General features: G+C 70.5%; 28 protein-coding genes and 1 pseudogene. 17 read left to right on the top strand and 12 right to left on the bottom strand.

Annotated features, from left to right (window positions below; all coding sequences use genetic code 11):
- Nucleotides 1-380: 380 nt before the first annotated feature.
- The 3 genes from FV233_RS07250 (at nucleotide 381) to FV233_RS07240 (ending at nucleotide 2,258) form a co-directional block, all read left to right on the top strand.
- Nucleotides 381-566, top strand: a complete 186-nt coding sequence (locus FV233_RS07250; protein ID WP_147853798.1) for a hypothetical protein — start codon at nucleotides 381-383, stop codon at nucleotides 564-566.
- A 157-nt stretch (nucleotides 567-723) separates the two neighbouring features.
- The gene (locus FV233_RS07245) at nucleotides 724-1,824 is read left to right on the top strand and encodes a hypothetical protein (protein ID WP_147897067.1); all 1,101 of its coding nucleotides are present in this window, start codon (nucleotides 724-726) and stop codon (nucleotides 1,822-1,824) included.
- A gap of 29 nt (nucleotides 1,825-1,853) precedes the next feature.
- Nucleotides 1,854-2,258, top strand: coding sequence for a lysozyme inhibitor LprI family protein (locus tag FV233_RS07240; RefSeq protein WP_147853796.1), 405 nt, complete (start codon nucleotides 1,854-1,856; stop codon nucleotides 2,256-2,258).
- A gap of 18 nt (nucleotides 2,259-2,276) precedes the next feature.
- Here the strand turns inward: FV233_RS07240 and FV233_RS07235 are convergent, their stop codons facing one another.
- Nucleotides 2,277-2,534: a hypothetical protein gene (locus FV233_RS07235; protein WP_238262570.1), complete on the bottom strand. Its 258-nt coding sequence runs from the start codon at nucleotides 2,532-2,534 to the stop codon at nucleotides 2,277-2,279.
- A gap of 645 nt (nucleotides 2,535-3,179) precedes the next feature.
- On the opposite strand from FV233_RS07235, the gene FV233_RS07230 reads away from it, so the two are divergent.
- The 3 genes and pseudogenes from FV233_RS07230 to FV233_RS07220 all read left to right on the top strand — a co-directional run bounded on the left by FV233_RS07230 (nucleotide 3,180) and on the right by FV233_RS07220 (nucleotide 6,890).
- A complete protein-coding gene (locus tag FV233_RS07230) occupies nucleotides 3,180-4,202 on the top strand; it encodes a glycosyltransferase (RefSeq protein ID WP_147897065.1) in 1,023 nt (340 codons plus the stop codon).
- A 371-nt stretch (nucleotides 4,203-4,573) separates the two neighbouring features.
- Nucleotides 4,574-5,878 (top strand): annotated as a pseudogene (locus FV233_RS07225) (FAD-dependent oxidoreductase); the annotation flags it as partial.
- A gap of 10 nt (nucleotides 5,879-5,888) precedes the next feature.
- Nucleotides 5,889-6,890, top strand: coding sequence for a 4-hydroxyproline epimerase (locus tag FV233_RS07220; protein ID WP_147897063.1), 1,002 nt, complete (start codon nucleotides 5,889-5,891; stop codon nucleotides 6,888-6,890).
- A gap of 39 nt (nucleotides 6,891-6,929) precedes the next feature.
- Here FV233_RS07220 and FV233_RS07215 read toward each other — a convergent pair whose 3' ends face one another.
- From FV233_RS07215 to FV233_RS07185, 7 genes are all read right to left on the bottom strand, one after another.
- Nucleotides 6,930-7,430, bottom strand: a complete 501-nt coding sequence (locus FV233_RS07215; RefSeq protein WP_147897062.1) for a cytochrome P460 family protein — start codon at nucleotides 7,428-7,430, stop codon at nucleotides 6,930-6,932.
- Between the two features lie 45 nt (nucleotides 7,431-7,475).
- Nucleotides 7,476-8,525, bottom strand: a complete 1,050-nt coding sequence (locus tag FV233_RS07210) for an alpha/beta hydrolase (protein ID WP_147897061.1) — start codon at nucleotides 8,523-8,525, stop codon at nucleotides 7,476-7,478.
- 224 nt (nucleotides 8,526-8,749) lie between these two features.
- The gene (locus tag FV233_RS07205) at nucleotides 8,750-9,802 is read right to left on the bottom strand and encodes an SLAC1 anion channel family protein (protein WP_246689928.1); all 1,053 of its coding nucleotides are present in this window, start codon (nucleotides 9,800-9,802) and stop codon (nucleotides 8,750-8,752) included.
- A 72-nt stretch (nucleotides 9,803-9,874) separates the two neighbouring features.
- Nucleotides 9,875-12,148: a xanthine dehydrogenase family protein molybdopterin-binding subunit gene (locus tag FV233_RS07200; RefSeq protein ID WP_238262557.1), complete on the bottom strand. Its 2,274-nt coding sequence runs from the start codon at nucleotides 12,146-12,148 to the stop codon at nucleotides 9,875-9,877.
- Between the two features lie 10 nt (nucleotides 12,149-12,158).
- A complete protein-coding gene (locus FV233_RS07195) occupies nucleotides 12,159-12,605 on the bottom strand; it encodes a (2Fe-2S)-binding protein (protein ID WP_147857322.1) in 447 nt (148 codons plus the stop codon).
- Between the two features lie 101 nt (nucleotides 12,606-12,706).
- Entirely contained in the window at nucleotides 12,707-13,663 is a 957-nt protein-coding gene (locus tag FV233_RS07190; protein WP_147897060.1) for a GlxA family transcriptional regulator, read from the bottom strand.
- A gap of 232 nt (nucleotides 13,664-13,895) precedes the next feature.
- Nucleotides 13,896-14,168, bottom strand: coding sequence for an aspartate-semialdehyde dehydrogenase (locus tag FV233_RS07185; protein ID WP_147857324.1), 273 nt, complete (start codon nucleotides 14,166-14,168; stop codon nucleotides 13,896-13,898).
- 386 nt (nucleotides 14,169-14,554) lie between these two features.
- Here FV233_RS07185 and serA point away from each other — a divergent pair, with 386 nt between their 5' ends.
- From serA to FV233_RS07170, 3 genes are all read left to right on the top strand, one after another.
- Nucleotides 14,555-15,787, top strand: a complete 1,233-nt coding sequence (gene serA / locus FV233_RS07180; protein WP_187278067.1) for a phosphoglycerate dehydrogenase — start codon at nucleotides 14,555-14,557, stop codon at nucleotides 15,785-15,787.
- Nucleotides 15,788-16,016: 229 nt separating this feature from the next.
- Nucleotides 16,017-17,072 (top strand): catalase family peroxidase, encoded by a 1,056-nt coding sequence (locus FV233_RS07175; protein ID WP_147897059.1) that lies wholly within the window; start codon nucleotides 16,017-16,019, stop codon nucleotides 17,070-17,072.
- Nucleotides 17,069-17,629, top strand: a complete 561-nt coding sequence (locus FV233_RS07170; protein WP_147897058.1) for a cytochrome b — start codon at nucleotides 17,069-17,071, stop codon at nucleotides 17,627-17,629. Before FV233_RS07175 ends, FV233_RS07170 begins: the two co-directional genes overlap by 4 nt.
- A gap of 27 nt (nucleotides 17,630-17,656) precedes the next feature.
- On the opposite strand, the gene FV233_RS07165 is transcribed toward FV233_RS07170, so the two are convergent.
- Nucleotides 17,657-18,034 (bottom strand): PH domain-containing protein, encoded by a 378-nt coding sequence (locus tag FV233_RS07165; RefSeq protein ID WP_147857259.1) that lies wholly within the window; start codon nucleotides 18,032-18,034, stop codon nucleotides 17,657-17,659.
- Nucleotides 18,035-18,168: 134 nt separating this feature from the next.
- On the opposite strand from FV233_RS07165, the gene FV233_RS07160 reads away from it, so the two are divergent.
- Nucleotides 18,169-18,546 carry a hypothetical protein gene (locus tag FV233_RS07160; protein ID WP_147857258.1) on the top strand — a complete coding sequence of 126 codons (378 nt, stop codon included), beginning with the start codon at nucleotides 18,169-18,171 and terminating at the stop codon, nucleotides 18,544-18,546.
- 112 nt (nucleotides 18,547-18,658) lie between these two features.
- Here FV233_RS07160 and FV233_RS07155 read toward each other — a convergent pair whose 3' ends face one another.
- Genes FV233_RS07155 through FV233_RS07145 form a run of 3 tightly spaced genes read right to left on the bottom strand, consistent with a single transcriptional unit; the run spans nucleotide 18,659 to nucleotide 21,293 of the window.
- On the bottom strand, nucleotides 18,659-19,552 hold the full coding sequence (locus tag FV233_RS07155; RefSeq protein ID WP_147857808.1) for an NAD(+)/NADH kinase: 894 nt from the start codon (nucleotides 19,550-19,552) through the stop codon (nucleotides 18,659-18,661).
- Nucleotides 19,553-19,563: 11 nt separating this feature from the next.
- The gene (locus FV233_RS07150) at nucleotides 19,564-20,550 is read right to left on the bottom strand and encodes an SPFH domain-containing protein (RefSeq protein WP_147897057.1); all 987 of its coding nucleotides are present in this window, start codon (nucleotides 20,548-20,550) and stop codon (nucleotides 19,564-19,566) included.
- 17 nt (nucleotides 20,551-20,567) lie between these two features.
- Nucleotides 20,568-21,293: an NUDIX domain-containing protein gene (locus FV233_RS07145; RefSeq protein ID WP_147897056.1), complete on the bottom strand. Its 726-nt coding sequence runs from the start codon at nucleotides 21,291-21,293 to the stop codon at nucleotides 20,568-20,570.
- Between the two features lie 112 nt (nucleotides 21,294-21,405).
- Here FV233_RS07145 and FV233_RS30185 point away from each other — a divergent pair, with 112 nt between their 5' ends.
- The 7 genes from FV233_RS30185 to FV233_RS07115 all read left to right on the top strand — a co-directional run bounded on the left by FV233_RS30185 (nucleotide 21,406) and on the right by FV233_RS07115 (nucleotide 26,717).
- Entirely contained in the window at nucleotides 21,406-21,579 is a 174-nt protein-coding gene (locus FV233_RS30185; protein ID WP_187277857.1) for a hypothetical protein, read from the top strand.
- Between the two features lie 215 nt (nucleotides 21,580-21,794).
- A complete protein-coding gene (locus FV233_RS07140; RefSeq protein ID WP_246689927.1) occupies nucleotides 21,795-22,511 on the top strand; it encodes a Crp/Fnr family transcriptional regulator in 717 nt (238 codons plus the stop codon).
- Nucleotides 22,508-22,756 carry a hypothetical protein gene (locus FV233_RS07135; RefSeq protein WP_147856492.1) on the top strand — a complete coding sequence of 83 codons (249 nt, stop codon included), beginning with the start codon at nucleotides 22,508-22,510 and terminating at the stop codon, nucleotides 22,754-22,756. The genes FV233_RS07140 and FV233_RS07135 overlap by 4 nt, the downstream gene beginning before the upstream one ends.
- A 643-nt stretch (nucleotides 22,757-23,399) precedes the next feature.
- Nucleotides 23,400-23,996 carry a TetR/AcrR family transcriptional regulator gene (locus FV233_RS07130; protein ID WP_147897054.1) on the top strand — a complete coding sequence of 199 codons (597 nt, stop codon included), beginning with the start codon at nucleotides 23,400-23,402 and terminating at the stop codon, nucleotides 23,994-23,996.
- Between the two features lie 136 nt (nucleotides 23,997-24,132).
- On the top strand, nucleotides 24,133-24,375 hold the full coding sequence (locus FV233_RS07125; protein WP_147897053.1) for a hypothetical protein: 243 nt from the start codon (nucleotides 24,133-24,135) through the stop codon (nucleotides 24,373-24,375).
- A 102-nt stretch (nucleotides 24,376-24,477) separates the two neighbouring features.
- Nucleotides 24,478-25,161: a type 1 glutamine amidotransferase domain-containing protein gene (locus tag FV233_RS07120; RefSeq protein WP_147897052.1), complete on the top strand. Its 684-nt coding sequence runs from the start codon at nucleotides 24,478-24,480 to the stop codon at nucleotides 25,159-25,161.
- Between the two features lie 149 nt (nucleotides 25,162-25,310).
- Nucleotides 25,311-26,717, top strand: coding sequence for an amidase (locus tag FV233_RS07115; protein ID WP_147897051.1), 1,407 nt, complete (start codon nucleotides 25,311-25,313; stop codon nucleotides 26,715-26,717).
- Nucleotides 26,718-26,796: the final 79 nt, after the last annotated feature.

Here is a 26,796-nt window from a genome sequence, read left to right as displayed (position 1 = left end):
TAATGGTTTTTAACACAAATTCGAGCATTTTATCTGTCGAATGCTACCCTGCTTGCGCTGCCAAGCCATCCCCAGAGCGCATCGGCGGGCGGCGTTATCGGTCTGGATTCGCTTCCTAGAATTGGTTACCTGCCTGCGCAGGGCGGTACGTGCCGCCCTGGGGCGTGGAAACCCCTTGCTCGACGGTTTGGTGCCGGCCGCGACGGCACCCGAATCCTTGGCCGCGTGGGTCGGGGAGCCTGCGGCGCATGTCCAGGTGTTCCGGCACTAAAGGTCGTAGGGACCGTTCGAGCACGGTTTTCCAACTCCCCGACTATGGGTGGTTCAGGAGGCTTGTCTGCGGGGACGTACCGCGGACACGAGCCTATCGGGGGTGGCCCATGGGCTCCGATGGTCCCGAACTGCGCGCGCGCCAGCTTGCGGCTCTGCGGGCTGCCTACGAGGCCTGTGCCAGACAGGCCGACGATCGTGCCGGCACCAGCGCCGCGCTCCACGCACGCGCGCTGCTGGGCCGGATCCTGGTCCTCCTGGGCGGGTTGGAGGAGCGGGCGGAGCCCCGACGATAGCGCCACTCTCGCTCGCGCCGCCATCAGACAGGACCAGCGCGGCAAGATTCACCGTGCCGGCCGATTCCGTCTCCTCTCCACATCGGCGGGAAAGGCTCCAGCGTGCCCGCGCCTCAACCCGCTGCTAGGCTCAGCCCTCCCATCGCCGGGTCCCACAATGCGTCACCCCACCACGCAACAGGTCGGATCGCGCTGGCTTGCCCGGGCGGCGCTGCTCGGAGCCGGGCTGATCGCGCTCGCTCCGGCCGCGAGGGCGGGTGCGCGCCCGAATTACGAGAGCGACCGGCGCGGTATCTTCCTGGGCTTCCTCAACGCTCCCGGGCCCGGCGATGCGATAGCCCGCTCACCCCGTCTCGGCCTGTCATTCGGAGGCGAGGCCAGCCCGGTGCTCGTCGACACCGGCTCCACCGGCATCGTCGTGTCGGCCGGGCGCATCCCGAATGTCGATGCCCTGCCAAGCCGGCCCGGTCGCCTGACCTACACGAGTTCCGGCCGGATCATGATCGGTCGCTGGGTGACCATCCCGGTGACCCTGTCGGGCCGCGACGGCGCCAGGGTCTCGACGCGGCCGATGCCCGTGCTGGCGGTTGACCGGATCGACTGCACCGAGAAGGCCCGCTCCTGCACCCGGGAGGAGGCCCCCGGGCACGTGGCCATGCTGGGGATCGGCTTCGGGCGGGAAGACGACAGCCAGACCCAGAGCACGCCGGACACCAATCCGCTGCTTAACGCAGAGCCGCCGGGTCCCGGCCCGGTGCATCGCGGCTACGTCGTGACCAGAACGGGAGTGCATGTCGGGCTGACGCGCGCCAACACCCGGGGGCGCTTCCGCTTCGTGAAGCTCGATCCGCATCCGCGGGTCTCGGGCGACTGGCTTGGCGTACCGGTCTGTATCGTGGTGAACGGTCGGGAGCCGGGCGCCTGCGGTCGCGCGCTGATCGACACCGGCGTGACCGGCATGTTCCTGACGCTCCCGCCCGAGCAAGTCACTGAGAGACTCCGCACCGATGGCGCCGGCCGCGACGCGCTCGTCCCCGGGACGCGGCTTAGCTTTAGCTTCGGCGACGCGGCCGGCTACGCGATCACGAGCGGCGATACCGCCTCGCCCCTGGCGCCGGAGCGCATCGTCCTCAACACCACGCGTCCGCTGCCCTTCGTCAATACCGGTCTGCGCCTGCTCAACGGCTTCGACGTCCTGTACGACGCCGACGGCGGCTTCTACGCCTTCCGCGCCCGGCGGACGGATGGCGAACCTTGATGCCCGTCGCCTCGGCCCTGGAACCTGCCATGCTGCGAACCGCCCTCATCGGATTCCTGATCGCCCTGCCTGCCGTCGGCTCCGCCGCGGAGGCGGATTGCACGCAGGCGCCCGATCAGACGGCGGCGAATCTCTGTGCAGCCCAGAACTTCGCGCAGGCCGACGCGGAGCTGAACCGGCGCTACGCCGCCCTGCGCGACAAGCTCGACAGCAACGGCCGGCACAACCTGGTGGCGGCGCAGCGGGCCTGGATCGCCTTCCGCGACCTCGAGTGCAACCTGCGCACCGGCTACGACGCCTCGGCGCCCGATGCCAACGGAACGATCGCGCCCCTGCTCGACGGCACCTGCAAGACCGAGCTGACCCGCCAGCGCATCCGGGACCTGACCGCGCAGATCAAGTGCCCGGGCGGCGACCTCGCCTGCGCACCCTGAACGGGATACTGACCCGCCTCAGATCACCTCGTAGGCGAACAGGAACGCGACGCCGGTGATGCCCATGAGGCCGAGCAGGAAGAAGTTGTCCGCCACCTGCTCGGCGAAACGGCTGATGCGCGGCCGGGCCTCGAGCCGCGTCGACAGGTAGGACAGGATCGCGCTCAGCAGGAACAGGACGGCGACGATGCCGCTGTAGACGTCGACCTGGCTGGGGCCCGAATAGTGCTCCAGCAGCTTCACCAGACCAATCAGCGTAGTGCTGATACCAATCATCGTGCTGGCGGTCGGGAGGATGTGACGGGATTTCTCCCCGTCCTTCACACCGGGCAGGCTCACCGATCATCCCCCTCGCGCCGCGTCCAATCCTGGCCGGTATGCGCGAGACCGATTGATAACCGGTATGCGCATCGGTGTAGTCCCGGCGAAGGCTCCGGGCGTCCGACAGCCCGATCGTCGGTCAGACCTCGCGTTAACACGGGCCGCGGCCGCGCGATCCCGCGCAGTCAATGCGAAGCGTACGACCCGCGGCCGCGGAACGTTCGCTTAACGCGAAGAACAGCGGACGCGGCAGGCGGGTCCGCGCCCCGGCCGCCTGACGCCCCCGATCCAGGTCGATGGGTCCGGATTCGGTGACCCAGGCGGGGCGCGGATCATGCCGGGCGAGGGCCCGACATCCGATCGTCTGCACTGCGCCGTCGCCCCCTCCCCGGTGGCCGACGTGCGGCGGAGTGATGATCGCGTCGGGAGGAGGAATTCCTGCGATCCGGGCGGTCGAACTCCGAGCGATGATTTTAATCCAGGCTTTATTTACGGATCAGGGGATTTACCGAAAGCCTAAATACGTGGATAATCACAACATCAAAATCTATTCAAGATGCATACAAGATAAATTGCGCGATCTCTACATGGGCAAAGCAGATGGAAGACAAAGAACTAAAGCTTGCGATCATAATAAATTGCTTTAATTACGAGGATTACGTTCGAAATTCGATCGCGAGTGTACTCTCCCAGGATACGACCCACTGCGATGTCATCGTCGTCGATGACGGATCGACTGATCGTTCGTGGGAGGTGATCGAGCAGTTCAATGTTCGCGCGTTCAGGAAAAAGAACGGCGGACAAGTCAGCGCCTGCCGATACGGCGTGTCGAAAACGGATGCCCCGTTCATCCTGTTCTTGGATGCCGACGACGAACTGGTTCCGGGCTCGATACAGACGATCATCCGGCATCTCGATGCGGACATCGCGAAACTACAGTTCCCTCTGCTTCGCATCGACAGCAACGGCACGCCGCTCGGTACGTCTTTTCCGAATCTGGCGAACGGCCGGGGGCGCGCCACGTTCGTCAAGGCCATCGAGAGGGCGGGGACCTACATCTCGCCACCGACCTCGGGCAACGTGTTTCGCAGGGACCTGTGCGCGCTCCTGGAGGACGCCCATTACGATTCGGCCGTCGACGGCGTGATGCTGCTGGCCGCACCGTTCTACGGTGACGTCGTGAGCCTGTCCGAACCGCTCGGCCGCTACAGATTGCACAGCAAGAACAAGTCCGGCACCAATCGGACGCCGACGGTGGGCCTGATCAGAAAGCACCAGAAACGGTTCGTCGATCGGCTGGAACATCTCAGAGTCGCCCTGACCGACAGGGATGGATCCTGCAAGATCGGCTCGCCGACCCGCATGTATATGCATGCTCGGTACAATAATTACTGTGATATACTGGAGATGCGCCGCATCAGCTGGGCGGGCGTCGTCGTCACGGTCGGATCGTTCCCGACCTGGTACAGCCCGCTCAAGCGCGTGTCCGTCGTGCTGTTCCTGCTGGCCTGCAGAGTCCTGCCGCTCCGGACGGTCCGATCGCTCCTGGAGACGCGTCTGACCGGGAGTTGGAGGCCTGTCGTGTCGAACATCCGCACGTTGGGCATGGCCCGGTCGAGCTGACGGGCCGCAACCGGCCTTTGCCCGCATCCGGCAGCGATCAAGGACCATCGGACCCGGCAGGGAGGGGCGGCACACGCGTCCCGGACTCGGGACGACCGGTGCCCGTGCCGGCGAGCACCGGAACGGGCGCGCAAGACGAAGCGACCGCGGCGACGGCAACAGCGAGATTTCCGAGGCATAAGGCTCGCCCGCGATAGTCCGTTCGGGCTATTTTTGCCCACCGGCCCGGAACGTGCTTGGATGCAGGCGCTGGAACGACGCGTCTCGACGGGGGCATCGGTTCCGGATGTCTGCGTGCGGCCCGATACCGGGCCCGCTCATCTTCGGAGGCCTGACCACCGGCATGAAAAACGCCACCTCTTGCTGTTCCAGGAGCGTCACGTCCGGGAGCGCGACGCGTCCGCACCGGGCGGCGGCGCGGTAGGATGACGGACGCGGAGCCGCCGGACGTGATCGTCGTCGGAGCGGGCGTCATCGGGCTGTCCGCCGCCCTGGCCCTGCGCGCGCGCGGCCTGTCGGTCACGGTGCTCGACCGGGAGGGCCCGGCGGCCGGGGCGAGCGCCGGCAATGCCGGCGCCTTCGCGTTCACCGACATCCTGCCGCTGGCCTCGCCCGGCATCCTCCGGAGGGCGCCGCGCTGGCTGCTCGATCCGCTCGGGCCGCTCTCGGTGCCGCCGGCCTACGCGCCCCGGATCCTGCCCTGGATGCTGCGCTTCTGGCGGGCCTGCGCGCCGGAGCGCGTCCGCCGGGCGACAGCCGCGCAGACCGCGCTCATGGATTTTTCGCGGGACACGCTGGAGCCGTTCCTCGAGGCCACCGGCACGGTGGCGATGCTGCGCAAGGACGGCAACCTCCAGGTCTACGAGGGGCAGGCGGAGTTCGAGGCCGCGCTGCCGGGCTGGCAGGTGCGGGCCGATCACGGCATCGCCTTCACGCATCTCGACGCCGCCGGCATGGCGGCGCTGCAGCCCGGCCTGGCGCCCCGGTTCACGCACGGGACCTTCACCCCCGGCTGGTACTCGATCGCCGACCCGAAAACCTACGTGCTCGCCCTGGCCGGGCGCCTGCGGGACGAAGGCGGCGCGATCGCGCGGGCCGAGGTCACGGCGCTGCGCCCCACGGCCGACGGCGTCGCCGTCGTGACATCCGCCGGCACCCGCAGGGCCGGACAGGTCGTGGTCGCGGCCGGGGCCTTCTCGCACCGCATCGCCCGCACCCTGGGCGAGCGGATCCCGCTGGAGACGGAGCGGGGCTACAACACGACGCTGCCCGCGGGCGCCCTCGACCTGCGCACGCAGGTCACCTTCGGGGGCCACGGCTTCGTGGTGACGCGGCTGTCGTCCGGCATCCGGGTCGGCGGCGCGGTGGAACTCGGCGGCCTCGACCGGCCGCCGGATTTCCGGCGCTCGGAGGCGATGCTGCGCAAGGCCAAGACCTTCCTGCCGGGCCTGAACACCGAGGGCGGGCGGCCCTGGATGGGCTTGCGCCCGTCGCTGCCCGATTCCCTGCCGGCGATCGGCCATGCCGCGGCCACGCGACGGGTCGTCTACGCCTTCGGGCACGGCCATCTCGGGCTGACCCAGTCGGCGGGCACCGCCCGCCTCGTCGCCGACCTCGTCACCGGCGCGGCGCCGGCGATCGACCTCGCGCCGTTCTCGCCCCAGCGCTTCCGATAGGGCTTCGCCTATGGCCAACCACACCTTCTCGTGCCTCGACGGCCATACCTGCGGCAACCCGGTCCGCCTCGTCTCGGGCGGGGGCCCGATCCTCGAAGGCGGCACCATGCTGGAGAAGCGCGCTCATTTCCTGCGCACCTACGACTGGATCCGCACCGGGCTGATGTTCGAGCCGCGGGGCCACGACATGATGTCGGGGGCGATCCTGTATCCGCCGACGCGGCCCGATTGCGACGTGGCGGTGCTGTTCATCGAGACCAGCGGCTGCCTGCCGATGTGCGGCCACGGCACCATCGGCACGGTCACCATGGCGATCGAGAACGGCCTGGTCACCCCGCGCGCGCCGGGGCGGCTCTCGATCGACGCGCCGGCCGGCAAGGTGGACATCACCTACCGGCAGGAGGGCCGCTTCGTGGAGGAGGTACGGTTGCGCAACGTGCCGGGCTATCTCCACGCCGAAGGGCTGACCGCGCATCTCGATGGGGTCGGCGAGATCGTGGTGGACGTCGCCTACGGGGGCAACTTCTACGCCATCGTCGAGCCCCAAAAAAACTTCCGGGACATGGCCGATCACACCGCCGGGGACCTCATCGCCCGGTCGCCGAAGCTGCGCGCGGCGCTCAACGCCAAGTACGCGTTCGTCCATCCGGAGCATCCGGAGATCCGGGGCCTGTCCCACATCCTGTGGACCGGCGCGCCGCGCCACCCCGAGGCCCAGGCCCGCAACGCCGTGTTCTACGGCGACAAGGCGATCGACCGCTCGCCCTGCGGCACCGGCACCTCGGCCCGCATGGCGCAGCTCGCCGCCAAGGGCCGGCTGAAGGTCGGCGACGATTTCGTGCACGAATCGATCATCGGCTCGCTGTTCCGCGGCCGGGTCGAGGCCGCGACCACGGTGGCCGGCAAACCCGCGATCGTGCCCTCGGTGGCCGGCTGGGCGCGCCAGACCGGGATCAACACGATCTTCATCGACGACCGCGATCCGTTCGCGCACGGCTTCGTGGTGGCGTAGCCGCCGGCGAGGCAGGGCAGCGCCATACGCGCAGCCCCCTCAGGGCGCGAGCCGGGTGAACACGAAGTCGTGGTTCCGGACGTTGGCCTGATGGCAGGCGAAGCAGGTCTCGTGCTGGGCCGCGTCCGTGGGCGTGCCGTCGATGAAGCGGCCGAACCCCCAGCCGCCGGTTTCCGGGTAGCGCTTCGAATCCTTGACCATGACCTGGATCGTGGTCGCCGCCCCGGGGACGAAGGCGGGCTCGAATTCCCGGGAGGGGGTGCGTTTCCAGGCGCGCTTCACCAGGACCGTCCCGTCCGGGAAGGGCAGCGTACCCGCCCGGTAGGCCTGCAGCGCCGGGGCGTTGCCCACCACCGCGCGCAGCTCGTCGAGGGCGCCGGTCTCCTGCGCGACCCCGATGAGCGGCCAGTCGCGAAAACCGTCCGGAACGGTCACGCCGTAAAGCGGCGACGCTTCGGGCGCGGTCCCGGCACGGAGGGCGGCGGCGCCCAGCAGGGCGGCCGCCAGCAGGCTGGACGCAGCAACGGTGATGGCACGCATCGCAGGCTCCTGTGCCGTCTCAGGCCGATCCGGACGCGGGGGACCTCAGGCCGAGGCCGCATCGATGACGGCCTGCGCGAAGGCGTGCGGCGCCTCCTGGGGCAGGTTGTGGCCGATCCCGCCGGTGATCGGCCGGTGCGCGTAGCGGCCGGTGAATTTCCCGGCATAGGTCGCGGGCTCCGGATGCGGGGCGCCGTTGGCGTCGCCTTCGAGCGTGATCGTCGGCACGGCGATCTCCGGCGCCCGCGCCAGCCTTTCCTCGAGGGCCTCGTAGCGCGGCTCGCCCTCGGCGAGCCCGAGCCGCCAGCGGTAATTGTGGATGACGATGGCGACATGGTCGGGGTTGTCGAAGGACCGGGCGCTGCGGGCGAAGGTCGCGTCGTCGAACGCCCAGCGCGGCGAGGCGCTCTGCCAGATCAGCCGGGCGAAGGCGTCGCGATACGCTTCGTAGCCGGCCCGGCCCCGGCTGGTGGCGAAGTAGAACTGGTACCACCAGGACAGCTCGGCCTTCGGCGGCAGCGGCGCCTTGCCGGCCTCCTGGCTGCCGATCAGGTAGCCGCTCACCGAGACGAGGGCGTCGCACCTGTCCGGCCAGAGCGCCGCGACGATGCAGGCCGTCCGGGCGCCCCAGTCGAAGCCGCCGAGCACGGCGCGGGGGATGCCGAGGGCGTCCATGAGGGCGATGACGTCCACCGCCAGAGCCGCCTGCTCGCCGTTGCGGATCGCGTCCTTCGCGAGGAAGCGGGTCGTCCCGTAGCCGCGCAGATGCGGCACGATCACCCGATGGCCGGCCGCGGTGAGGATCGGGACGACCTCCGCGAAGGCGTGGATGTCGTAGGGCCAGCCGTGCAGCAGGATGACCGCCGGACCGTCGGCGGGGCCGGCCTCGACATAGCCGACATCGAGCATTCCGGCCTCGACCTGCTTCAGCGTGCCGGGCATGGTTCCGGCCGCGGAGGCTCCCGTCTCGGCCCGCGCGACGCCGATGCGGCCCAGCTCGGCGACCGCCACGGTCGCGGCCGTGGCGCCGAGGAGCCGGCGGCGGCTCCGGTCGATGGTCTCGGGAGGGGGTTCGGGGCGCGTGTCGGCGGGCATGGAGGCCTCCGCTTTGACGGATCTTCGAGTGCGCGAAGACTGCATCACGGGCCGGCATCGCGCTCGAACACAGCTTCGAGATAGCTCTCGGAAGCGCTTGTGTCTTACAGGGCGGTGCCTGTGGCCGTCCATCGTCCCGAACGGTGGCCGAAGACTTTCGGGACGCCGGTGTTACTCACGGCGTCGGCGACACGATCTCCGCTCGCATCCCCGCCACGATCGCATCACTGGGACAGGGTGCGCAGCTCGCCGCGGGCGAGGCCGACCAGGGTCCGGCCGAGCAGCCACAGGATCACCAGCGTCGCCAGGGCCAGGAGCGCCAGGGCGGTGCCGTCGGCGAGCGCGCCCGGCATCGCGGTCGCGACGCGCAGGGACGCCACCGCGGCGGCGGCGAGGGGAAAGCTCACCGCCCACCAGGCGACCCGGAACGGGCAGGCCTGGACGAGGCGGGCGAGCTTGGGCAGCAGCACCGCCAGCAGGAACAGCGCGACGGCGTAGAGCGCCTGCGCGAACAGGTCGATCGTCCCGGTGGTCGCCACGTAGGTCGAGAACCCGACCGCGAACGGGGCGATCAGGATCAGCAGCGCCGGCTGCAGCGCCACCGGAAGCGGCGCCTCGAACAGCAGGCGCGACAGGATCAGGGTGAACAGCGGCACCGCGAAGAACAGGCCGACCGCCAGCCCGAACATCATGACCGCGTGCATCGGCGGCAGGCCCAGCCCCGGCAGGGCGAGCGGCACGTCGAGGAGGCCCACCACCGGGACGATCCAGGCCGGCGTCGCGTGCGCCGCCTGCTGGCGCTCGCTCAGCCACCGGGTCACGATCAGCCACGCGAACAGGGTCATGCCGACGGCGCCCAGCACCCACAGGACCTGCGCGACGAGGAGGTTCGCCCGCGCCAGCGGGATCGGCAGCAGGAGAAGGCTGATCAGGGGCGTCCCGAACAGGTTGCCGGCGATCGGATGGACAAACTCGGCGCGCACCGCCTGCGGGGCGATGGCGGCCTTCACGGCGTAGCCCGCCGCGATCGCCACGAAGGCGGCGAGCGCCGCGTAGCCCAGGACGTCGGCGATCCAGGCCGGCGCGGCGTAGCGGGCCTGGGCCAGGCTCCAGGCGACGCTGAGGCCGGTCAGGCCCATCACCGCGGCGAACAGGCCGACCGGCAGCGCCTCGACCTGCCGCCAGCCCGCCGGGGTGGCTTTCGGCGTGTCGGGGGCCTTGCGCGCGGTCAGCGCGGCCTCGGACGGATCCGCGACCCGGTCCACCACATCCAGCATCGGTTGCCTCCAAGATGGACCCGATACGCCCGTTCCCCGTCGTCCGCCTGCCGGACGCGTCCCCGACAGGCGTCAGGCCGCGGAGAGCTTGGTGTTGGCGATCGGGAGGGCGCGGATGCGCTGCCCGGTGAGGGCCGCGACCGCGTTCAGCACGGCGGGCGGCACCCCCGGAAGCCCCGGCTCGCCGACGCCGCCCATCGGCGCGCCGCTCTCGACGATGCGCACGTGGACCGCCGGCATGTGCTCCCGGCGCAGGATCGGGTAGGTGTCGTAATTCTGCGCCTGGCGCACGCCGTCGCGGTAGACGACCTGCTCGAACAGCACCGACGAGAGGCCCAGGGCCGCGGCGGACTCGACCTGCGCCCGCACGATCGCCGGGTTGACGACGCTGCCCGGGTCGAACGCGATCCACAGGGTGTGGACCCGGGCCTCGCCGCCCGTGACCGACACCTCGGCGATCGTGGCCGTCTCCGACCCGAACGGCGAGGCCATGGCGAGGCCGCGGGCGCGCGTGCCGCCCTCGGCCGCGTAGGGCCCGCGCCGCCAGCCGCCGGACATCTCGGCCACCGCGGCGAGCAGCGCCAGGTGGCGCGGGCTGTCCTTCAGGAGCGCCTGGCGCAGCGCGAACGGGTCCTGCCCGCCCCCTTGCGCGATCTCGTCGAGGAAGCTCTCGTAGAACGCGTCGTTCATCGAGTGGCCGACGGAGCGCCAGAACGCGATGGTCACCGGGTGGGCGAGCTTGGTGAAGGTCATCCGCCGGTTCGGGATGGCGTAGGGCTTCTCGACGATCCCCTCCACGGCGGAGGAATCGATCGGGTTCTTGAACAGCGCCCCGAAATAGCGCCCGATCGGCCCCTCGCCGACGGTGCGGACCTCGATGGCGCTCGGCCGGCCCTCTGCGTCCAGGGCGGCCCGGAAGCGGCTGTAGCTGAGCGGGCGCAGGGCGTCGGAGCGGAACTCCTCCTCGCGCGACCACAGCACCTTCACAGGACGCTTGGTCGCCTGCGCGAGGCGGATCGCCTGCGGGAACGGGTTGGCGGGTCCGTAGGCGAAGTGGCGGCCGAAGAAGCCGCCGAGCATCGGCGAGTGGATCCGCACCTGCGCCGGCTGCAGGCCCGCGACCTGGGCGGAGATCGCCTGGAACAGTTCTGGCATCTGGTTGGGCAGCCAGAGGTCGAGCGTCCCGTCCTCGGCAAAGCGCGCCAGCGCCGAGGGCGGCTCGAGCTGGGCGTGGGCCAGATAGGGCGCCTCGTACTCCGCCTCGACGACCTTGGCGGCCTTGGCGAAGGCGTCGGCGGTGTCGCCCACCGCCTCGGCGGCGAGGCCCGGATCGGCCGAGGCCTTGAGCGCCGCCACCATCCCGTCGGACGAGAAGTCGGCGGCCACCGTGTCGAGGCCGCTCGGCTTGGGCGCCGACCAGCGCACGGTGAGCGCCTCGACCGCCTTGCGGGCCCGCCACCAGCTGTCGGCCGCGACCGCGACGGCGCCCGGCAGGCGATGCACCGAATGGACGCCCGGCATGGCGCGGATGTCCGCCTCGTTGGTGAGCGCCTCCGGCTCGGTGCCGAGATGCGGCGCGTGCTGCACGGCGGCGTACAGCATGCCGTCGAGTTTCTGGTCGATCGCGTAGACCGCCTGCCCGGTCGCCTTGTCGTGCACGTCGAGCCGCGGGACCGGCTGGCGGATGTACCGGAAGGTCGCCGGGTCGCGCAGCTGGACGGCCTCGTTCGGCTTCAGCAGCAGGGCGTCGGCCGCCAGGTCGCCGTAGGGCAGCGAGCGGTCGGTCGCCGCGTGCAGCACGACCCCGTCGCGGGTGGTGAGTTCTGATTCCTGGACCTTGAGCCGGGCCGCGGCGGCGCGGATCAGCATGTCGCGGGCGGTCGCGCCGAGCCGGCGCATCACCGCGTAGCTCGACCGGGTCGAGAAGCTGCCGCCGGTCATGCGCAGGCCGTTCACCACGGCGTAGTCGGGACCGGGCGGCGCGCATTCCACGACGAACCGCGCGGGCGGCACGTCGAGCTCCTCGCCGACGATCTGCGCCATGCCGGTGGCGATGCCCTGGCCACCCTCGACGAAGGGGCTGAGCAGCTTGACGGTGCCGTCCGGGTGGATCTCCAGGAAGGCCGCGACCCGCGTGCCGGGCTTGGGCGCGATCGCGCCCGCTCCCTCCGCGGGCCCCTGCGCCTGGGCGTGGGCGCTGCGGCCGGGCAGCGCCACGCTGAGCACCAGCGCACTGCCGGCGGCCGTGAGGAAGCCGCGCCGCGATGCGGCGCGCGGCAGCTTTTCGACCACGGTCACGGCGTCCGCCGGGGCCGGAGCGAGGAACCGTTCCAGAAACTGTTCCATGCCGCCCTCCTCAGGCCGCGGCCTGCCGCACGGCGGCGGCGATGGCGTTGTAGGTTCCGCAGCGGCACAGGTTGGTCATCGCGTCGGCGATGTCGGCATCGGTGGGGCGCGGCGTCTGCTTGAGCAGGGCGGTCGCGGCCATGACCTGACCCGACTGGCAATAGCCGCATTGCGGCACCTGCAGCGACACCCAGGCCGCCACGACCTTCCGGCCGACCGCGTCCTGCTCCACCGCCTCGATCGTGGCGACGGGCTGCGTGCCGACGCTCTCGATCGGGATCTGGCAGGAGCGCGTAGCCTGCCCGTCGAGCAGCACCGTGCAGGCCCCGCATTGGCCGATGCCGCACCCGTACTTGGTGCCGGTCAGGCCGAGCGTATCACGCAGGACGAACAGTAATGGCGTATCGGGCTCGGCATCGACTGCATGTTGGCGACCATTGATCGACAGGTTCACCATGATCGTGTCCGTCCGAATATCAGCAGGGCCTGCACCATGCTTAAGCGTGGCCCTGCCCGCCGCCTACGCCATAAAGGCCTCGTTTTCGGACATGGTCCGCGTCACATCACGGCAAGCGGCCCGGCGGCCTGGCGGATCCGCCGGGGAACCTCGCCGTAGACCCGGAGGAACGACCGGCGCATCCGCTCGCGGTTGGCGAACCCGACCGCCTGGGCGATCGCCTCCAGCGGCAGCCGGCTCTCCTCCAGCATCAGCTTGGCCGCCTCGACCCGGATCGTCTCGACCGCCTTGGCCGGCGAGGTTCCGGTCTCGGCGCGGAACAGGCGCGTCAGCTGGCGCGGGCTCAGGCAGGCCACCGCCGCCAGGTCCTCGGCGGTCAGGGACTTGGGGAGGTTGCGGCGGGCGTAGGCCAGGACGCTCTGGATCCGATCGGTCGGCGGATCGACATCGAGCAGGGCCGAGCGCTGCGCCTGGCCGCCGGACCGGCGCCGCTCCATCACCAGCCCCCGGGCGACCGAGGTGGCGAGGTCCCGGCCGTGGTCGCGCTCGACCATGCCGACCGCGAGGTCGATGGCCGCCGACATGCCGGCCGAGGTCCAGATGTTGTCGTCGGCGATGTAGATCTTGTCGACGTCGAGCTTGCAGGCGGGGTAGCGCGCGCGGAAATGGGCCGCGAAGTACCAATGCGTGGTCGCGCGCCGCCCGTCGAGGATACCCGCATCGGCCAGGATGAAGGCCCCCAGGCACAGGCCGGCGAGCCGGCGGGTCGATTGCGCGGCGGCGCGGATATAGGCGGCGAGCCCCGGCGCGGTCGTCGGGATGCCGACGCCGGCCGCGACCAGGATCGTGTCGAAGGCGTCCGGCTCGGCCAGCGGCTCGGTGGCGACGTCGGCGCCCAGGCCGGCCCGGAGCCGACCGCCCAACTCGGAATGCAGGCGGACGTCGTAGAGCTTCTCGCCCGCATACCAGTTCGCCATCTCGAACGGCGAGGTCACGGCCAATCCCATGAAGTCGAAATCGGGGCAGAGGACGAGGCCGATGCGACGCGCCGCTGCCATGATGAACCGTCCCGTTCCGCCCCGGTATCGGATTTTGTATTAGCATTCCTTTCGGCATAGGGCGAACGGTAGAAGCACATCCCGACGGGCGCGACGCGGTTTCCGCACCGGATACGGATCAACCGCCGCGCCGACGGAGCGCATGACCGAGACCCGCGCCGCGGATCCTTCGCGCGGGCCGCGAGATCTCGAAGCCCGCCGGGCCCATCGGAAACACCGATCGGTCGATCCCTCAGTGAAGCAGGACGTCCCCGGAGATCGTACGGAGTTCGGCGGGCGTCACGAGCTGGCAGTGCATGACCTTCACCGAATGCACCGGGCCATCCAGCTTCTCCTGCCAGAAGGCCAGGAACTTCTTCAATTCGGGCAGTTGAGGAAACAGATCGAGCTGCTGCCAGATGAATGTCTGGAGAAGATGCGGATAATCGGGAAGGTGGTAAAAGATTTCCGCCGTCGTCAGGCTGTATCCGTCGATCCAAGAGGGTCGCTTTATCGAGGTCGCCATCACCCAACTCACGCAAGCCGGTTGACCGAGACGCCAGGCTAACCCAGGCGGTTTGCCACCTCAAGGAATCGATTGGCGATGACCCCGCGGTTTGACGGAAGCTGGTGCCACCCCGCGCCCGCGTGAACACGAAGCTTGCGGGGCGAGGGCCGGCGGATGGCGCCGGGCGCGTCGTGCCACAGGACGGCCGTCGGCAGACTCGGCCCTGCGCGCCGAGCTGCCGCCGAAGCCGGAGGCGGCGACCGGCCTCGCCGGACACATTCCTCCCATCGTATTGGGCAACAACACGAAAATTCTTTCGTCTTGTCCTGTTCGCCGATCGAAGACGATTGACGACGAACCGCACCACGCCGATCGTGAAGATCTGCATCATCCCGTCCGCAGAGGTGCCGGTTTTGCCTACGGAACGCATCGTCCTGAGCGAGAACATCGCCGCCACGGCCCACGCGATCTTCGCGCAGGCGGGATTCGGCGCGGTCCAACCGCTGTCCCACGCCTTCGGCCTCGCCGAGGCGGCGCGCCTCGCCGACACCAACGTGCTCGGGATCCGCTCGCGGACCACGGTCACGGCGGAGCTGCTCGACGCGCTGCCCGACCTGACCGTGATCGGCTGCTTCAGCGTCGGGACCAACCAGGTCGATCTCGAGAGCGCCCGGGCGCGCGGCGTGCCCGTCTTCAACGCGCCGTTCTCGAACACCCGCAGCGTCGCCGAACTCACGATCGGCGAGATCGTGATGCTGCTCCGGCGCATCCTGCCGCGCTCGGCCTCCGCGCATGCGGGCGGATGGGACAAATCCGCGACGGGCGCCTTCGAGGTCCGCGGCAAGATTCTGGGGATCGTCGGCTACGGCAATATCGGCTCGCAGCTGTCCAATCTCGCCGAGGCGATGGGCATGCGCGTCGTATTCCACGACCTGACCGACAAGCTGCGCCACGGCAACACCGAGCCGGTGGACAGCCTGGAGACCCTGCTCGCCGTGAGCGACGTGGTCAGCCTGCACGTCCCCGAGACCCCGGCGACGCACGGGCTCATGAATGCGGCGCGGATCCGCGCCATGAAGCCCGGCGCCTACCTGATCAACAACAGCCGCGGGACGGTGGTGGACCTGGAGGCCCTGGCCGGGGCGCTGCGGGAGGGCCGTCTCGGCGGCGCGGCGATCGACGTCTTCCCGGTCGAGCCGACCTCCAACGCGGAGCGCTTCGTCTCGCCGCTCCAGGGCCTCGCGAACGTGATCCTGACCCCGCATATCGGCGGATCGACGGAAGAGGCGCAGGACCGCATCGGCGCGGAGGTCGCCCGCAAGCTGGTGGAGTACGCCCAGACCGGCTCGACGCTGAGCGCCGTCAACTTCCCGCAGGTGCAATTGCCGCCGCGCCTGTCCGGCGCACGCTTCCTCCACGTGCACCGGAACGTGCCCGGCGTCCTGGGCAAGATCAATACGGTCTTCTCGGGCCGCGCGCTCAACATCGACGCGCAGTATCTGCAGACCGACGGCGATTTCGGCTACGTGGTCGTGGATGCGTCGGTGGAGCGGACGGAGGCGGATGCGGTGCTCCAGGCGCTGCGGAGCATCGACGGCACCGTGCGCGCCCGGCGCCTGATTCCCCGGGCCGCGTGAGCAGCGCCGGCGTGGAGCAGTACGTCCCGGGCCGAAACCCGTCATTCCACGAACGCAGCCCGTATTCGCCGCCGCCCTGAAGCTTTGCTTTCCTGAATTCAAAATCTCTGGCAGCTTGTGAGGCCTCGAACGCGGGCGGAGCCGGTCTCCGCCGGCGTCCGGGATCGTTCGTCGCCGCGCCGGGGCCGTCCGCGGCCGGCGCCGCGCGATGGCCAAGGGAGACCCTCGCATGCCGCTTCCACCATCGGGGCCGCGCTCGACCCTGACCTCGCTCGCCGTCATCGCGGCCGTCTGCGTCGGCGCGACCGGGGCGCTCGCCTACACGGCGGGCTGGCTCTCCCCCGACCGCCTGACGCCCACGAAGCTCGTCGACGCGCTCGCGCCGCCGACCGGCCCGGTTCCCGGGTATCGCCGCAACCACGCCAAGGGCATCTGCTTCACCGGTACGTTCGAGGCCAACGGCCAGGGCAGCGCGCTCTCGCGGGCACGCGTCTTCGCGACCGGGCACCATCCGGCCCTGGGGCGGTTCAACCTCGGCACCCCCAATCCGGGCGCGCCGGATGCCACCGTCCGGGTGCGGGGCCTGGGGCTGCAGATCACGGCGGACGACGGCGCGGTGTGGCGCACCGCCATGATCAACGCGCCGGTCTTCCCGGTTTCCACCCCGGAGGCGTTCTACGCCCTGCTGCGGGTCCCGGCGAGCAAGGAGCCGAACGCGATGGCGGCCTTCGTCGCCGCGCATCCGGGGTTCGCCCCGTTCGGCGCCTGGGCCAAGAGCCCCGACTGGACCGCGAGCTATGCGCAGGAGCCCTACAACAGCCTCAACGCCTTCCGGGTCACCGACGCGTCCGGCGCCGAGCGGGCGGTGCGCTGGTCGTTCCGTCCCGAGGCGCAGGCGGAGCGGATCACGCCCGAGGACCTGGCCAAGCGCGGCCCCGCCTACCTGGAGCAGGAGATCACGGACCGGGTCGCGGCCGGGCCGCAACGCTGGACGCTTGTCCTCACGGTCGCCGAGCCCGGCGACCCGACCGCCGATCCGAGCCGGGCCTGGCCGGAGGGACGGCGCAGCGTGGAGGCGGGCACCCTGGTGGTTCAGCGCATCGAGCCCGAGGCGGACGGCCCCTGCCGCGACATCAACTTCGATCCGACGATCCTGCCGGACGGCATCCGGGTCTCCGACGACCCGTTCCCGGCGGCGCGCTCGGCGGCCTACGCGCGATCCTACGACCTCCGCACCGCGGAGGAGAAGGACTATCCCGGGCGCACGGCGGAGGCGCGGCGATGACGACAGACGGCAAGCGCTTCACGGGCGGCCAGCGGCTGCTGCACTGGTCGATGGCCGCGTGCATCGTCGCGATGTTCTTCATCGGGGTCGGCATGGTCTCGACGATCATGCCCACATACGTGCCGCTGCTCGCGACCCATAAGACGCTGGGCGTGGCGATCTTCGTCCTCGCCCTGATCCGGCTGGCGGTGCGGGCGCGAAGCGGGAGCCCGCCCCTGCCGGCCGACCTGCCGGCGCCGATGAAGCTCGCCGCGCACCTGTCCCATTACGGGCTCTACGCGCTCATGTTCGCCATGCCGCTTCTGGGTTGGGCGATGCTGTCGGCCGGGGCCTACCCGGTCGTGCTCTACGGCGGCCTACGCCTGCCCGCGATCCTACCGCAGAACGCCGCGCTCCATACGCTGCTGTGGAACGCGCATTTCTACCTCGCCTTCGCGTTCTTCGCCCTGGTGCTGACCCATGTGGCGGCGGCGCTGTTCCACGCGCTGGTGCGCCGGGACGGCGTGTTCGAGGCGATGGCCCCGGTCGGATCGCGGAGCGGCGCGGCGCCCCGATGAGCCGGCGCCCAGCGCTCGGGCACCGCTCTAGCGCAGCACGCCCTCGGCCAGGGCGCGCTGGATGCCGCGCACGTCGGCGCCCTTCTTGAGGGTGCGCTCGATCGGCTGCGGCGTGCCCGAGACCCAGATCTTGAGCTCGGCGTCGAGATCGAAGGTGCCGGCCGTCTCCACCGAGAAGCGGACCACCGCCCGGTAGGGAATCGAGGTGAATTCGACCTTGCTGCCGGTGACGCCCTGCACGTCGATCAGGATGATCCGGCGTTCCGTGAACACGAACACGTCCCGGATGATCTTGAACGCCAGGCGCGCCGTCTCGCCGTCGATCAGGATGCCCGCGAGCCGCCGCTCGAGGGAGGCGGCGTCGACTTCGGCGCCGTGTCCCAGCAATCCGTCCAGCAGACCCATGGCTCGAATGCTCGCTTCGCCTGTTCCGGGGCCGACACCATGCCGCCCGGGTCCCGCGCCGGCAACAGGCCGGCGGTCCGAACCGGTCATCCGACGCGTTGGCGTTTCGGAGGGCGGGCGCTAAAGCCCACGCCATGTTCGATGACGCAGCCGCTCGGCGCTATCTCGCGGGACTGGCCCCGGTGGCCGAGGGGTCGGTGCGCTGGCTCATCCACGACCAGGCCCGGCACTGGGTCTCGGTGGTGGACACCGCGTTGGCGTCGCTGCGGCAGGATTGCGCGCACGTCCTGAGCACCCTGCCGGAGGAGGACCCGGACGCATCCCTGGTCGAGGCGATCCGCGCGTTCCTCGCCGAAGGGCCTGACCGCACCCCGCACGTCATCGCCCTCTCGTGCGCCGTCCTGATGCAGAGCATGGGCGATCCCGACGCGGTCTTCGCTCGGATCCAGTCCGGCGTCATGGCGACCCTTGTCGACGCCGAGGACGTGGTGGTCAGGCCCGTCGCCGCATGACGCGACGGCGGCGCGCGCCCCGACGCGTTGCCCCGCCCGGTTGCCGGCGTCTCGACGAGGGCCGCGTGCGCTGGGCCGGTGACGCCGCCCGCCCCGAACGCGGCCCGCGGTCTCAGGCGACGACGAGGTTGAGGGTCCGGGCGGCGGGGGCGATGTCCACGCGCCGCCCCCAGTCGAAGGCGAGGAAATCCTGCTCGATCCCGTCGGCGAACACGACGCCGCCCTCGTTCATCCGCGACGTCACGGTGAGGGAATCGGCGGCGAGCTTGCCCGCGCGCAGGCCCGTCGCGGTGGCGACGCTCGGAAACGGCTCGCGCACCCAGTAGCCGACCGCCGCCTCCTCGACGCCGACATCGAGGGCGATGTGGGTCGCGTCGCTGATCGACCGGGCCCAGCCGGTCAGGCCGGTCCCGGACGCCACGATCAGGCCGCTCGACGACTGGTCCTCCGCCCGGCCGCGATCCGCGATCCGGTAGCGCGCGGATTGGTGGCTGCGGTGGCCGACGAAGATCTCGTTCAGCGCCAGCAGCCGCGCGCCGCCGTCGAGCACCGCCTGCACCATGGTGCGGCGCTCGATCCGCGCGGCTCCGGCGACGCTGGCCGGCAGCAGCGCCCCCAGCCGCTCCACCGGGGCGCGCGCCAGGATGCCGTCGTAGAGGTCGGGCGCCGGATTGACGCCGACCACCGGCTGCCCGTCGAGATACTTCGCGACGTTGGCCACGAGCCCGTCCTGGCCCACCGCGACCACGACGTCCTCGGGGGCGAACAGGAAGCGGTCGAGGTCGGGGCGCCGCACCAGCGCCTGGCGCCACTCCGTCGGCACGCACGCGCGGGCCTGCGCGAGGACCGCGTGGGCCCGCGCGTGGCGGTCCTCGATCTCCGCGATCGACTGCCCGCGGCTCTCCAGGAAGAACCGGACCTGGCCGCGGGTCGCGTGCCGGATCAGCAGCAGCTCGTAATCGGTGTCGCGGATCACGAAGACCACCCGGGGCGTGACCCCTGCCATGGCCCGCCCCCTCAGCGCGTCGCGGCCGGCAGCGGCACGGCCCGGCGGAATTCGCCCAGGGCCGCCGCGAGCAGGTCGGGCGTGACGTTGAGGTGCTCGATCGTGTCGAGCTTGCCGGCGAATTCCCGTGCGGCGAGCCCGAGCAGCACGGCCGGCGGCATGTCGCGGTAGATCGCGGCGCGCTGCTGCTCGGCCTCGGCGCGGGCGCCCTCGACGAGCCGGATCCGCTCGGCCTCGGCCGCCGCCTCGAGCCCCTGGGCCTCGGCGAGGCCGGCCGCCCGGTCGCGGGCGTTCTGCGTCTCCTGCACGATCAGGAGCGTCTCGCGCCGGGCCAGCTCGGTCTTGGTCGCGAGTTCGTTCTCCGCGATGGCCCGCTCCTTCTCGACCGCGAGGGCGCGGCGGGCGAAGGTCGCCTCGTCGGCCTTCTGCTGCAGCGCCTCGTAGGTCGGCGTCTGCAGGGCGCGTTCCAGCTCGCTGGTGGGTGCGAGGTTGGTGAGCCGCACCGACACCGCCGCGACCCCGATCTCGGCGAGCGCCGGGGCCGATGCCAGGACCGCCTCGAGGATTACCCGCAGCGGCTCGGGGCCCGCATCGAGCAGGGCGCCGATCGGCGCGGCGCCGAGATACTGCAGGACCGCCTGGCCGGCGATGCCGCTGAGGCGCGCCTCGATCTGCTCGATCGGCTCGCCCTGCAGGCGGCCGGTGGCGAGGTTGATCGAGAAATCGACCCGGCGTGCCAGCAGTTCGGGATCGACGACGTGCCAGCCGACCGTCCCCTGAACCGCGACCGTCTGGAAGTCCCGGCTGCGGCCGCGCACGAACAGCGTCATCTCGCGGTCGTCCACCGGCACCTCGCTGATGCTGGCGGTCTCGGGCCTGAACCAGAAGACCAGTCCCCGGCCGCTCTGGCGGACGCCGCCGCTGCTGTAGCGGATGACGTGGCGGCTCGCCTCGCTCCTCAGCTGGGCGATCAGGCCGATGTTGCGGATCGTAGCCATGATGTCCTCCTTGCGGGTCAACGCGACGGTCGGAACCGATAGAGCTCGGCCGGGCGGAACGCCGTGCCGGCCTCGCGCATGCCGGTCGGCTCCAGCCAGCCGCGGTCGAGCATGCGGCGGCGGAAGGCGGGCTTGTTCAGCGGCGTACCCAGGATCGCCGCGTGCACGTCCTGGAGCTGCCGGAGGGTGAAGGTCTCCGGCAGGAGCGCGAAGGCGACGTCCGAATAGTCGAGCTTGCCGCGCAGCCGCAGCACGGCGAGCGCCAGGATGTCGGCATGGTCGAAGGCCAGCGCGCGCGGTTCCCCGTCCGCCGGCAGGGCCGAGACGGGGCCGCCGGCCTCGCCCTCCCAGGGCACCGCGACGGTCGCGGCCGTCAGGCCCCGTCCGCCCGCGAGCGCCTCCGCGAAGGTCCGCTCCGGCAGCAGCGCCAGATGAGCCACGGAGACGATGCGCATGCGCGGATCGCGGTCCAGGGCGCCGAAGGTGTAGAGCTGTTCGAGGCGCGCTTGCGGGATCCCGACCTTCTCCCGCAGGACCCGCCCGGCCGCCGCGTCCAGGGTCTCGGCGATGCCGACGAAACCGCCCGGCAGCGCCCAGCGGCCGGCATGGGGATGCTGCGTGCGCTCCGTCAGGAGCGCGGTCAGGCGGCCGGCGCACAGGCCCAGCAGGACCAGATCGACGGCGAGCGCCGGCCGCGCGTAGGCGGCGGGGTCGTATCCGGCGAGGAACTCGGGTTCGGTCATGGCGTCAACTATGCTCAACTTGAGCATAACTAAGACGCAGATTGCGCATAAGTCAAGGACCGAGCCGATTCAGTCTGGAAGAGAGACTGCGCCCTGCGGTGCGGAACGCAGCGTGGCTTGTCCGCCTCGCTCCGGCGGCCAAGGGCGGCGGGTCGCTCTGGAGGCCGCGCCGGACGGCAGCTCCGATACGGATCGGGCGGTCATCGTCGCCACGAACGGCCACGCGATGTTCTACCCGGCGAAGGCTGTGCTCGCGCATCGGGAGACCCGCGGCGGGCAGGCCTGATCGAGCGGCTCCCCCCGTGTGCGATATCCGACACTTCGTATTGCGACCGTTGGACAGGGTATCGATGGACCAAACGCTGATCTAAAAAGCCCTGCCGGATGGCGAATACGGGATCGTATCCCCGTGTGTGACCCAGGTGAGAGGCGATGCAGGACGACGACAGGACGGATGCCGGCGGCGGCGCGAATCCTCCCGCCGGAGCAACGAACAATCCTTTGATCGCGAAGCTCGAGAGCCTCGCCAAGCTCTCGGAGGACGACAAGGACGTTCTGCGGCGGATCAGCGCGAACCCGCAGGTCGTCGAGCCCGGGACCGCCCTGATCCGGGAGGGCGACAAACCGGACGGCGTCTACCTGATCCTCGACGGCATCGCCTGCCGCTACAAGCTCCGGGCGAGCGGCGCGCGCCAGATCATGGCCTACCTGGTTCCGGGCGATTACTGCGACCTCGACGTGGCGCTGCTGAAGGCCATGGACCATGCGATCGGCACACTCTCCACGTGTCACGTGGTGCGGATCGACCTCGACACCATCCAGGGCCTGCTCGACCGCCATCCCGGCATCACCCACGCCCTGCGGCTGGCGACCCTGGTGGACGAGGCGACCCTGCGCGAATGGCTGGTCAATATCGGCCGCCGCTCCGCGGACGAGCGCATCGCGCATCTGCTCTGCGAATTGCTGTTGCGGCTGCGCGCCGTCGGCCGCACGGCCGGCCAGGGCCAGAGCTACGCGCTTCCGATCACCCAGGATGACATGGCCGACACCATCGGGCTGGCCGCCGTACACGTCAACCGCGTCCTGACCAGCCTGCAGCGGCGCGGCCTGATCGCGTTCTCGGGGCAGCAGGTGACGATCTTGGATCTCGTGGGTCTGGAGGCGTTCGCCGAGTTCAAGCCGAACTACCTGCATCTCGGAGGGAGGGACGCGGCATGAGCCTACGCCTTCAACCCGTGCAGGTCGGCACCGGGAGCGAGGATCAGGAGAGCCAGCTCGTCTTCCACGAAGGCTTCCTCGTCGCGGTCCTGGTGCGACTCTCGGAGATGCACGAGGCCGATGCCGGCAAGTGGTTCCTCGAGGCCGGGTTCGGCATGGTGGACGATCCGTGCCCGCCGACCTTCGCCGACATCGATGCGGCGCAGGACTGGATCTGCGGGCGACTTGGTTTGCAGGTCGTATGAATCAGCCCCTTCGAGGTGTTTGGCTGAGAGCCAGGATAGGGCGTTGAGCCGGTCTGCACGGCCCTTTTCCCGGGCGCATGCAGCGTCAGCGGAATGCGACCCGGGACCCAGCACACGACGGCGCGCAGCGTCCGTTCGATCAACCCGTGCCGCTGGCGCGGCGCTTCGTGTGCTGGGTCCCGAATCAGGTTCTGCTTCGCTTCACCTGTCCGGGAAAGGGAGGCGCGTGATCTGCTCGGGTGACAGCCGAAACGGTGGCACGGAAGCAGGAAATGGGTCGCAGAAAGCGATCCTTCCTCCACGGATCCCGGGTTTCCGCTTCGCGGCCCCGGGATGACGAGGCTGTTTTCAGAATGGCCTCTGCAAAGTCCAGGGCTCACCAGCCAAGCGGGACAGTCCGATGCCGACCGCTGCTGCAAACACCTTGAAAGGGCTGGTCGTCTGAATGCGATCCGCGCCGGGCGTGGTCGGGCGGGGAGCAGCTGTCGGACCTTGCCATCGAAGGGGCGGGCCGCAGCGGCCTGAATTGGCGTGCGGCGGCAACCACCACGGATGCGCTTCACCGGGAGCCAACCGGAGCCTGAACGAAAAAACATGCACTTCGGCACTAGACGACCGGTCTAATCAAGGCTATCTCAGCGTCATGGCACGCCTCAACGCGCATACCGACACCCGGCAGGAGATCCTCGACACCGCCTACGGTCTGGTGGGCGCGAAGGGGTTTTCCGGGGTGGGGCTCAACGAGATCCTGGTTTCGGCCGGGGTGCCGAAGGGCTCGTTCTACCATTACTTCGGCTCGAAGGAGGCGTTCGGCGAGGCACTTCTGGCCGATTACTTCGAAAGCTACCTCGCCGCGCTGGATGCGACCCTCGCGGAGCCGGGGCTCAACCATGCCGAGCGCCTGATGAACTACTGGCGCAAGTGGCAGGCGACGCAGGGCAGCGTCGATTATCAGCGCAAGTGCCTGGCGGTGAAGCTCGCCGCGGAGGTCTCGGACCTGTCCGAGGCGATGCGGCTCGCCCTCAAGGGCGGGACCGCCGGGATCATCGAGCGGCTGGCCCGGGCGATCGAGGCGGGGGCCGCGGAGGGCTCGCTGAAGGTCGCGGGCGCGCCGCACGCCACCGCCGAGGCGCTCTATCACGTCTGGCTCGGCGCGAGCCTGATGGCGAAGATCGTGCGGACCGACGCGCCGTTCGAGGCCGCGATGACGACCACGCGACAGATCCTCGGACTCGCCTGACGCGAGCCCGAGGATCGACACGGGCGGCCGAACCACGCGTGCCTGTGCCCGAATTAAAGACGACTGGTCTACTCATAGAAACGATGAAGCCTCCCCGGACCCGTGGAGGTCCGGACACCACGCAAGGAGCGCGCTCATGCCCCACGGAACGAAGATTTCGGCCCTCCCCGCCCTCGTCACCGCCGGGTTGATCAGCGCCGCCCTCCTCGGCAGCTCCGCGGCCACGGCGCAGGAGCGGATCACCCTGGAGACCATCGGCGCCGTCCGCATGGCCAGCAGCAGGCTCGACGACGGCCGCCACGTGAACCCGCAGCTTCGGCCGGTGGAGGCGGCACCGGCACAAGAGCAGCGCGCGGACGACCCGGCGAAGGCGCACTGACGCCGCCTCGGCGTCCCCGACCCATTTGAAATCCGGGCCGACCGATCGGTCGATCGGCCGCCGGACGCCCCCCTCCAACCTGGACGATCACGGAGAACGACGATGAAGATCCTGATGGTGCTGACCTCCCACGATCGGCTCGGCGACACCGGCCGCAAGACCGGCTTCTGGCTGGAAGAGCTCGCCGCGCCCTATTACGTGTTCAAGGATGCCGGCGCCGAGATCGTGCTGGCCTCGCCCCAGGGGGGACGGCCGCCGCTGGACCCCAAGAGCAGCGAGCCGGGCGCGCAGACGGACGCGACGCGCCGCTTCGAGGCGGACGCGGACGCGCTGGCGGCGCTGGAGACCACGACCCGGCTCGATGCCGTCTCCCATGAGGCGTTCGACACCGTGTTCTATCCGGGCGGCCACGGTCCGCTCTGGGACCTCGCCGAGGACCCGGCCTCGATCAAGCTGATCGAGACGACACTGGAAGCCGGCAAGCCCGTCGCCCTCGTCTGCCATGCCCCCGGCGCCCTGCGCCACGCGAAGGCCCCCGACGGGACGCCCCTCGTCCAGGGCAAGGCGGTGACCGGGTTCACGAACACCGAGGAGGAGGCCGTCGGCCTCACCCGGGTGGTGCCGTTCCTGGTCGAGGACGAACTCCGGCGCAACGGCGGCCGGTTCTCCAGGGGCGACGACTGGGCGCCGTACGTGGTGGCCGACGGGTTGCTGATCACCGGCCAGAACCCGGCCTCGTCCGAGCCCGCCGCCGCGCGTCTCCTCGCGCAGCTCGCGAACGGCTGACGACACCGCTTTCCGTCGCGGCACACCGTCCGGCCGCGCATCCGCGCGGTCGGCGACCGGCCCCGGGGCGATGCGCCCCGGCCCGGCAGAGGCCCGCGCCGCGGCAGGCGCCTCCCATCCTCGACATCCATCGCGAAGGACACCGGCTCATGACAACCGACATCGTCTTCTCGGACGCGACACAGCTCGCCGCGCTGATCCGCACCCGCCAGGTCTCGCCCGTGGAGGTCATGCAGGCCCATCTCGACCGCATCGCGGCCGTCGATCCCAAGGTCAACGCCATCGTCACCGTGGCGGAGGATGCGCTCGACGGCGCCCGCGCGGCCGAGGCCGCGATCCTGGCCGGCGGTGAGATCGGGCCCCTGCACGGGGTGCCGTTCACCGTGAAGGATTCGATCGACACCGCCGGCGTCCCGACCCAGCGCGGTTCGCCGATCTTCAGGGGCCGCATCCCCGCCACGGATGCCACGAGCGTCGCCCGCCTCAAGGCCGCCGGGGCGATCCTGCTGGCCAAGACCAACCTGCCGGAATTCTCCTACTGGATCGAGAGCGACAACCTGCTCTCCGGTCGCTCGAACAACCCCTGGGACCTGGAGCGGACGCCCGGCGGGTCGAGCGGGGGCGAGTCGGCGGCCATCGCGGCGGGCATGTCGCCGCTCGGCCTCGGCACCGACCTCGCCATCTCGGTCCGGGGCCCGGCCGCCCAGACCGGCATCGTCTCGCTGAAGGCGACCCACGGGCGGGTGCCGATGACCGGGATCTGGCCCCGCGCGCCGCGGCGCTTCTGGCATGTCGGCCCGATGGCCCGCTCGATCCGGGACCTCGCCCTGGCCTTCTCGCTCCTGTCCGGGCCCGACGGCGAGGACGGCTACGCGTCCCGCACCGTCGCCGCCGATGCCGGCCTCGGCACCGCGCCCGGCCGTCCGCTGCGGGTGGGCTGGCTGGTCGAGCCGGGCTTCGGCCCGATCGATCCGGAGGTCGCCGCCACCGTCCGGGCCGCGGCCGAGGCGCTCAAGGGCGCGGGCTGCGTCGTGGAGGCCGTGCGCATCCCGGCGCTGGAGCGCGACTTCGCCCTCGACGTGTTCAACACGCTCCACGTCATGGAGATGAAGCCGGCCTTCCGGGAGGCGACCGCCGGGCACGAGGACCAGATGTATACGATGGCCAAGACCATGCTGGCGCTCCCGGACTCGTCGATGGACGACTACATCGCGGCCGAGCAGGCGGCGGAGCGGCTGCGGGACGGCTATGCCGCGTACTTCCGGCGCTACGACGCGCTGATCACCCCGGTCCTGCCGATCCCGGCCCACAAGCACGGCGTCACCGCGTTCGTCATCGACGGGCAGACCGTCGACGCCACCTACCTCCAAGGCGCGACGGTGCCGCTGAACGTCACCGGCCTGCCCGGCCTGTCGATGCGGTTCGGGACGAGCGGCGAGGGCCTGCCGATCAACGTCCAGGTCGTGGCGAGCTGGCAGGCCGAGTCGACCATCCTGCACGTCGCCACGCTGCTGGAGGCCGCGAGCCCGGTGCGCGGGCTGCGCCCGAGCCTGTAGGGCGCCGTGGCGTGCGTCCTGCGGGATGGCCTTCACGAAGCCGGATGCTGCCTCCGACTCCCGATCGACGCCCCGACCC

This window comes from Methylobacterium sp. WL7, from assembly GCF_008040085.1.
In the GTDB taxonomy this organism is placed as follows: Bacteria; Pseudomonadota; Alphaproteobacteria; order Rhizobiales; family Beijerinckiaceae; genus Methylobacterium; species Methylobacterium mesophilicum.
Note: the sequence above shows the minus strand (reverse complement) of the source record. Positions and strands in the feature narration are given on the sequence as shown.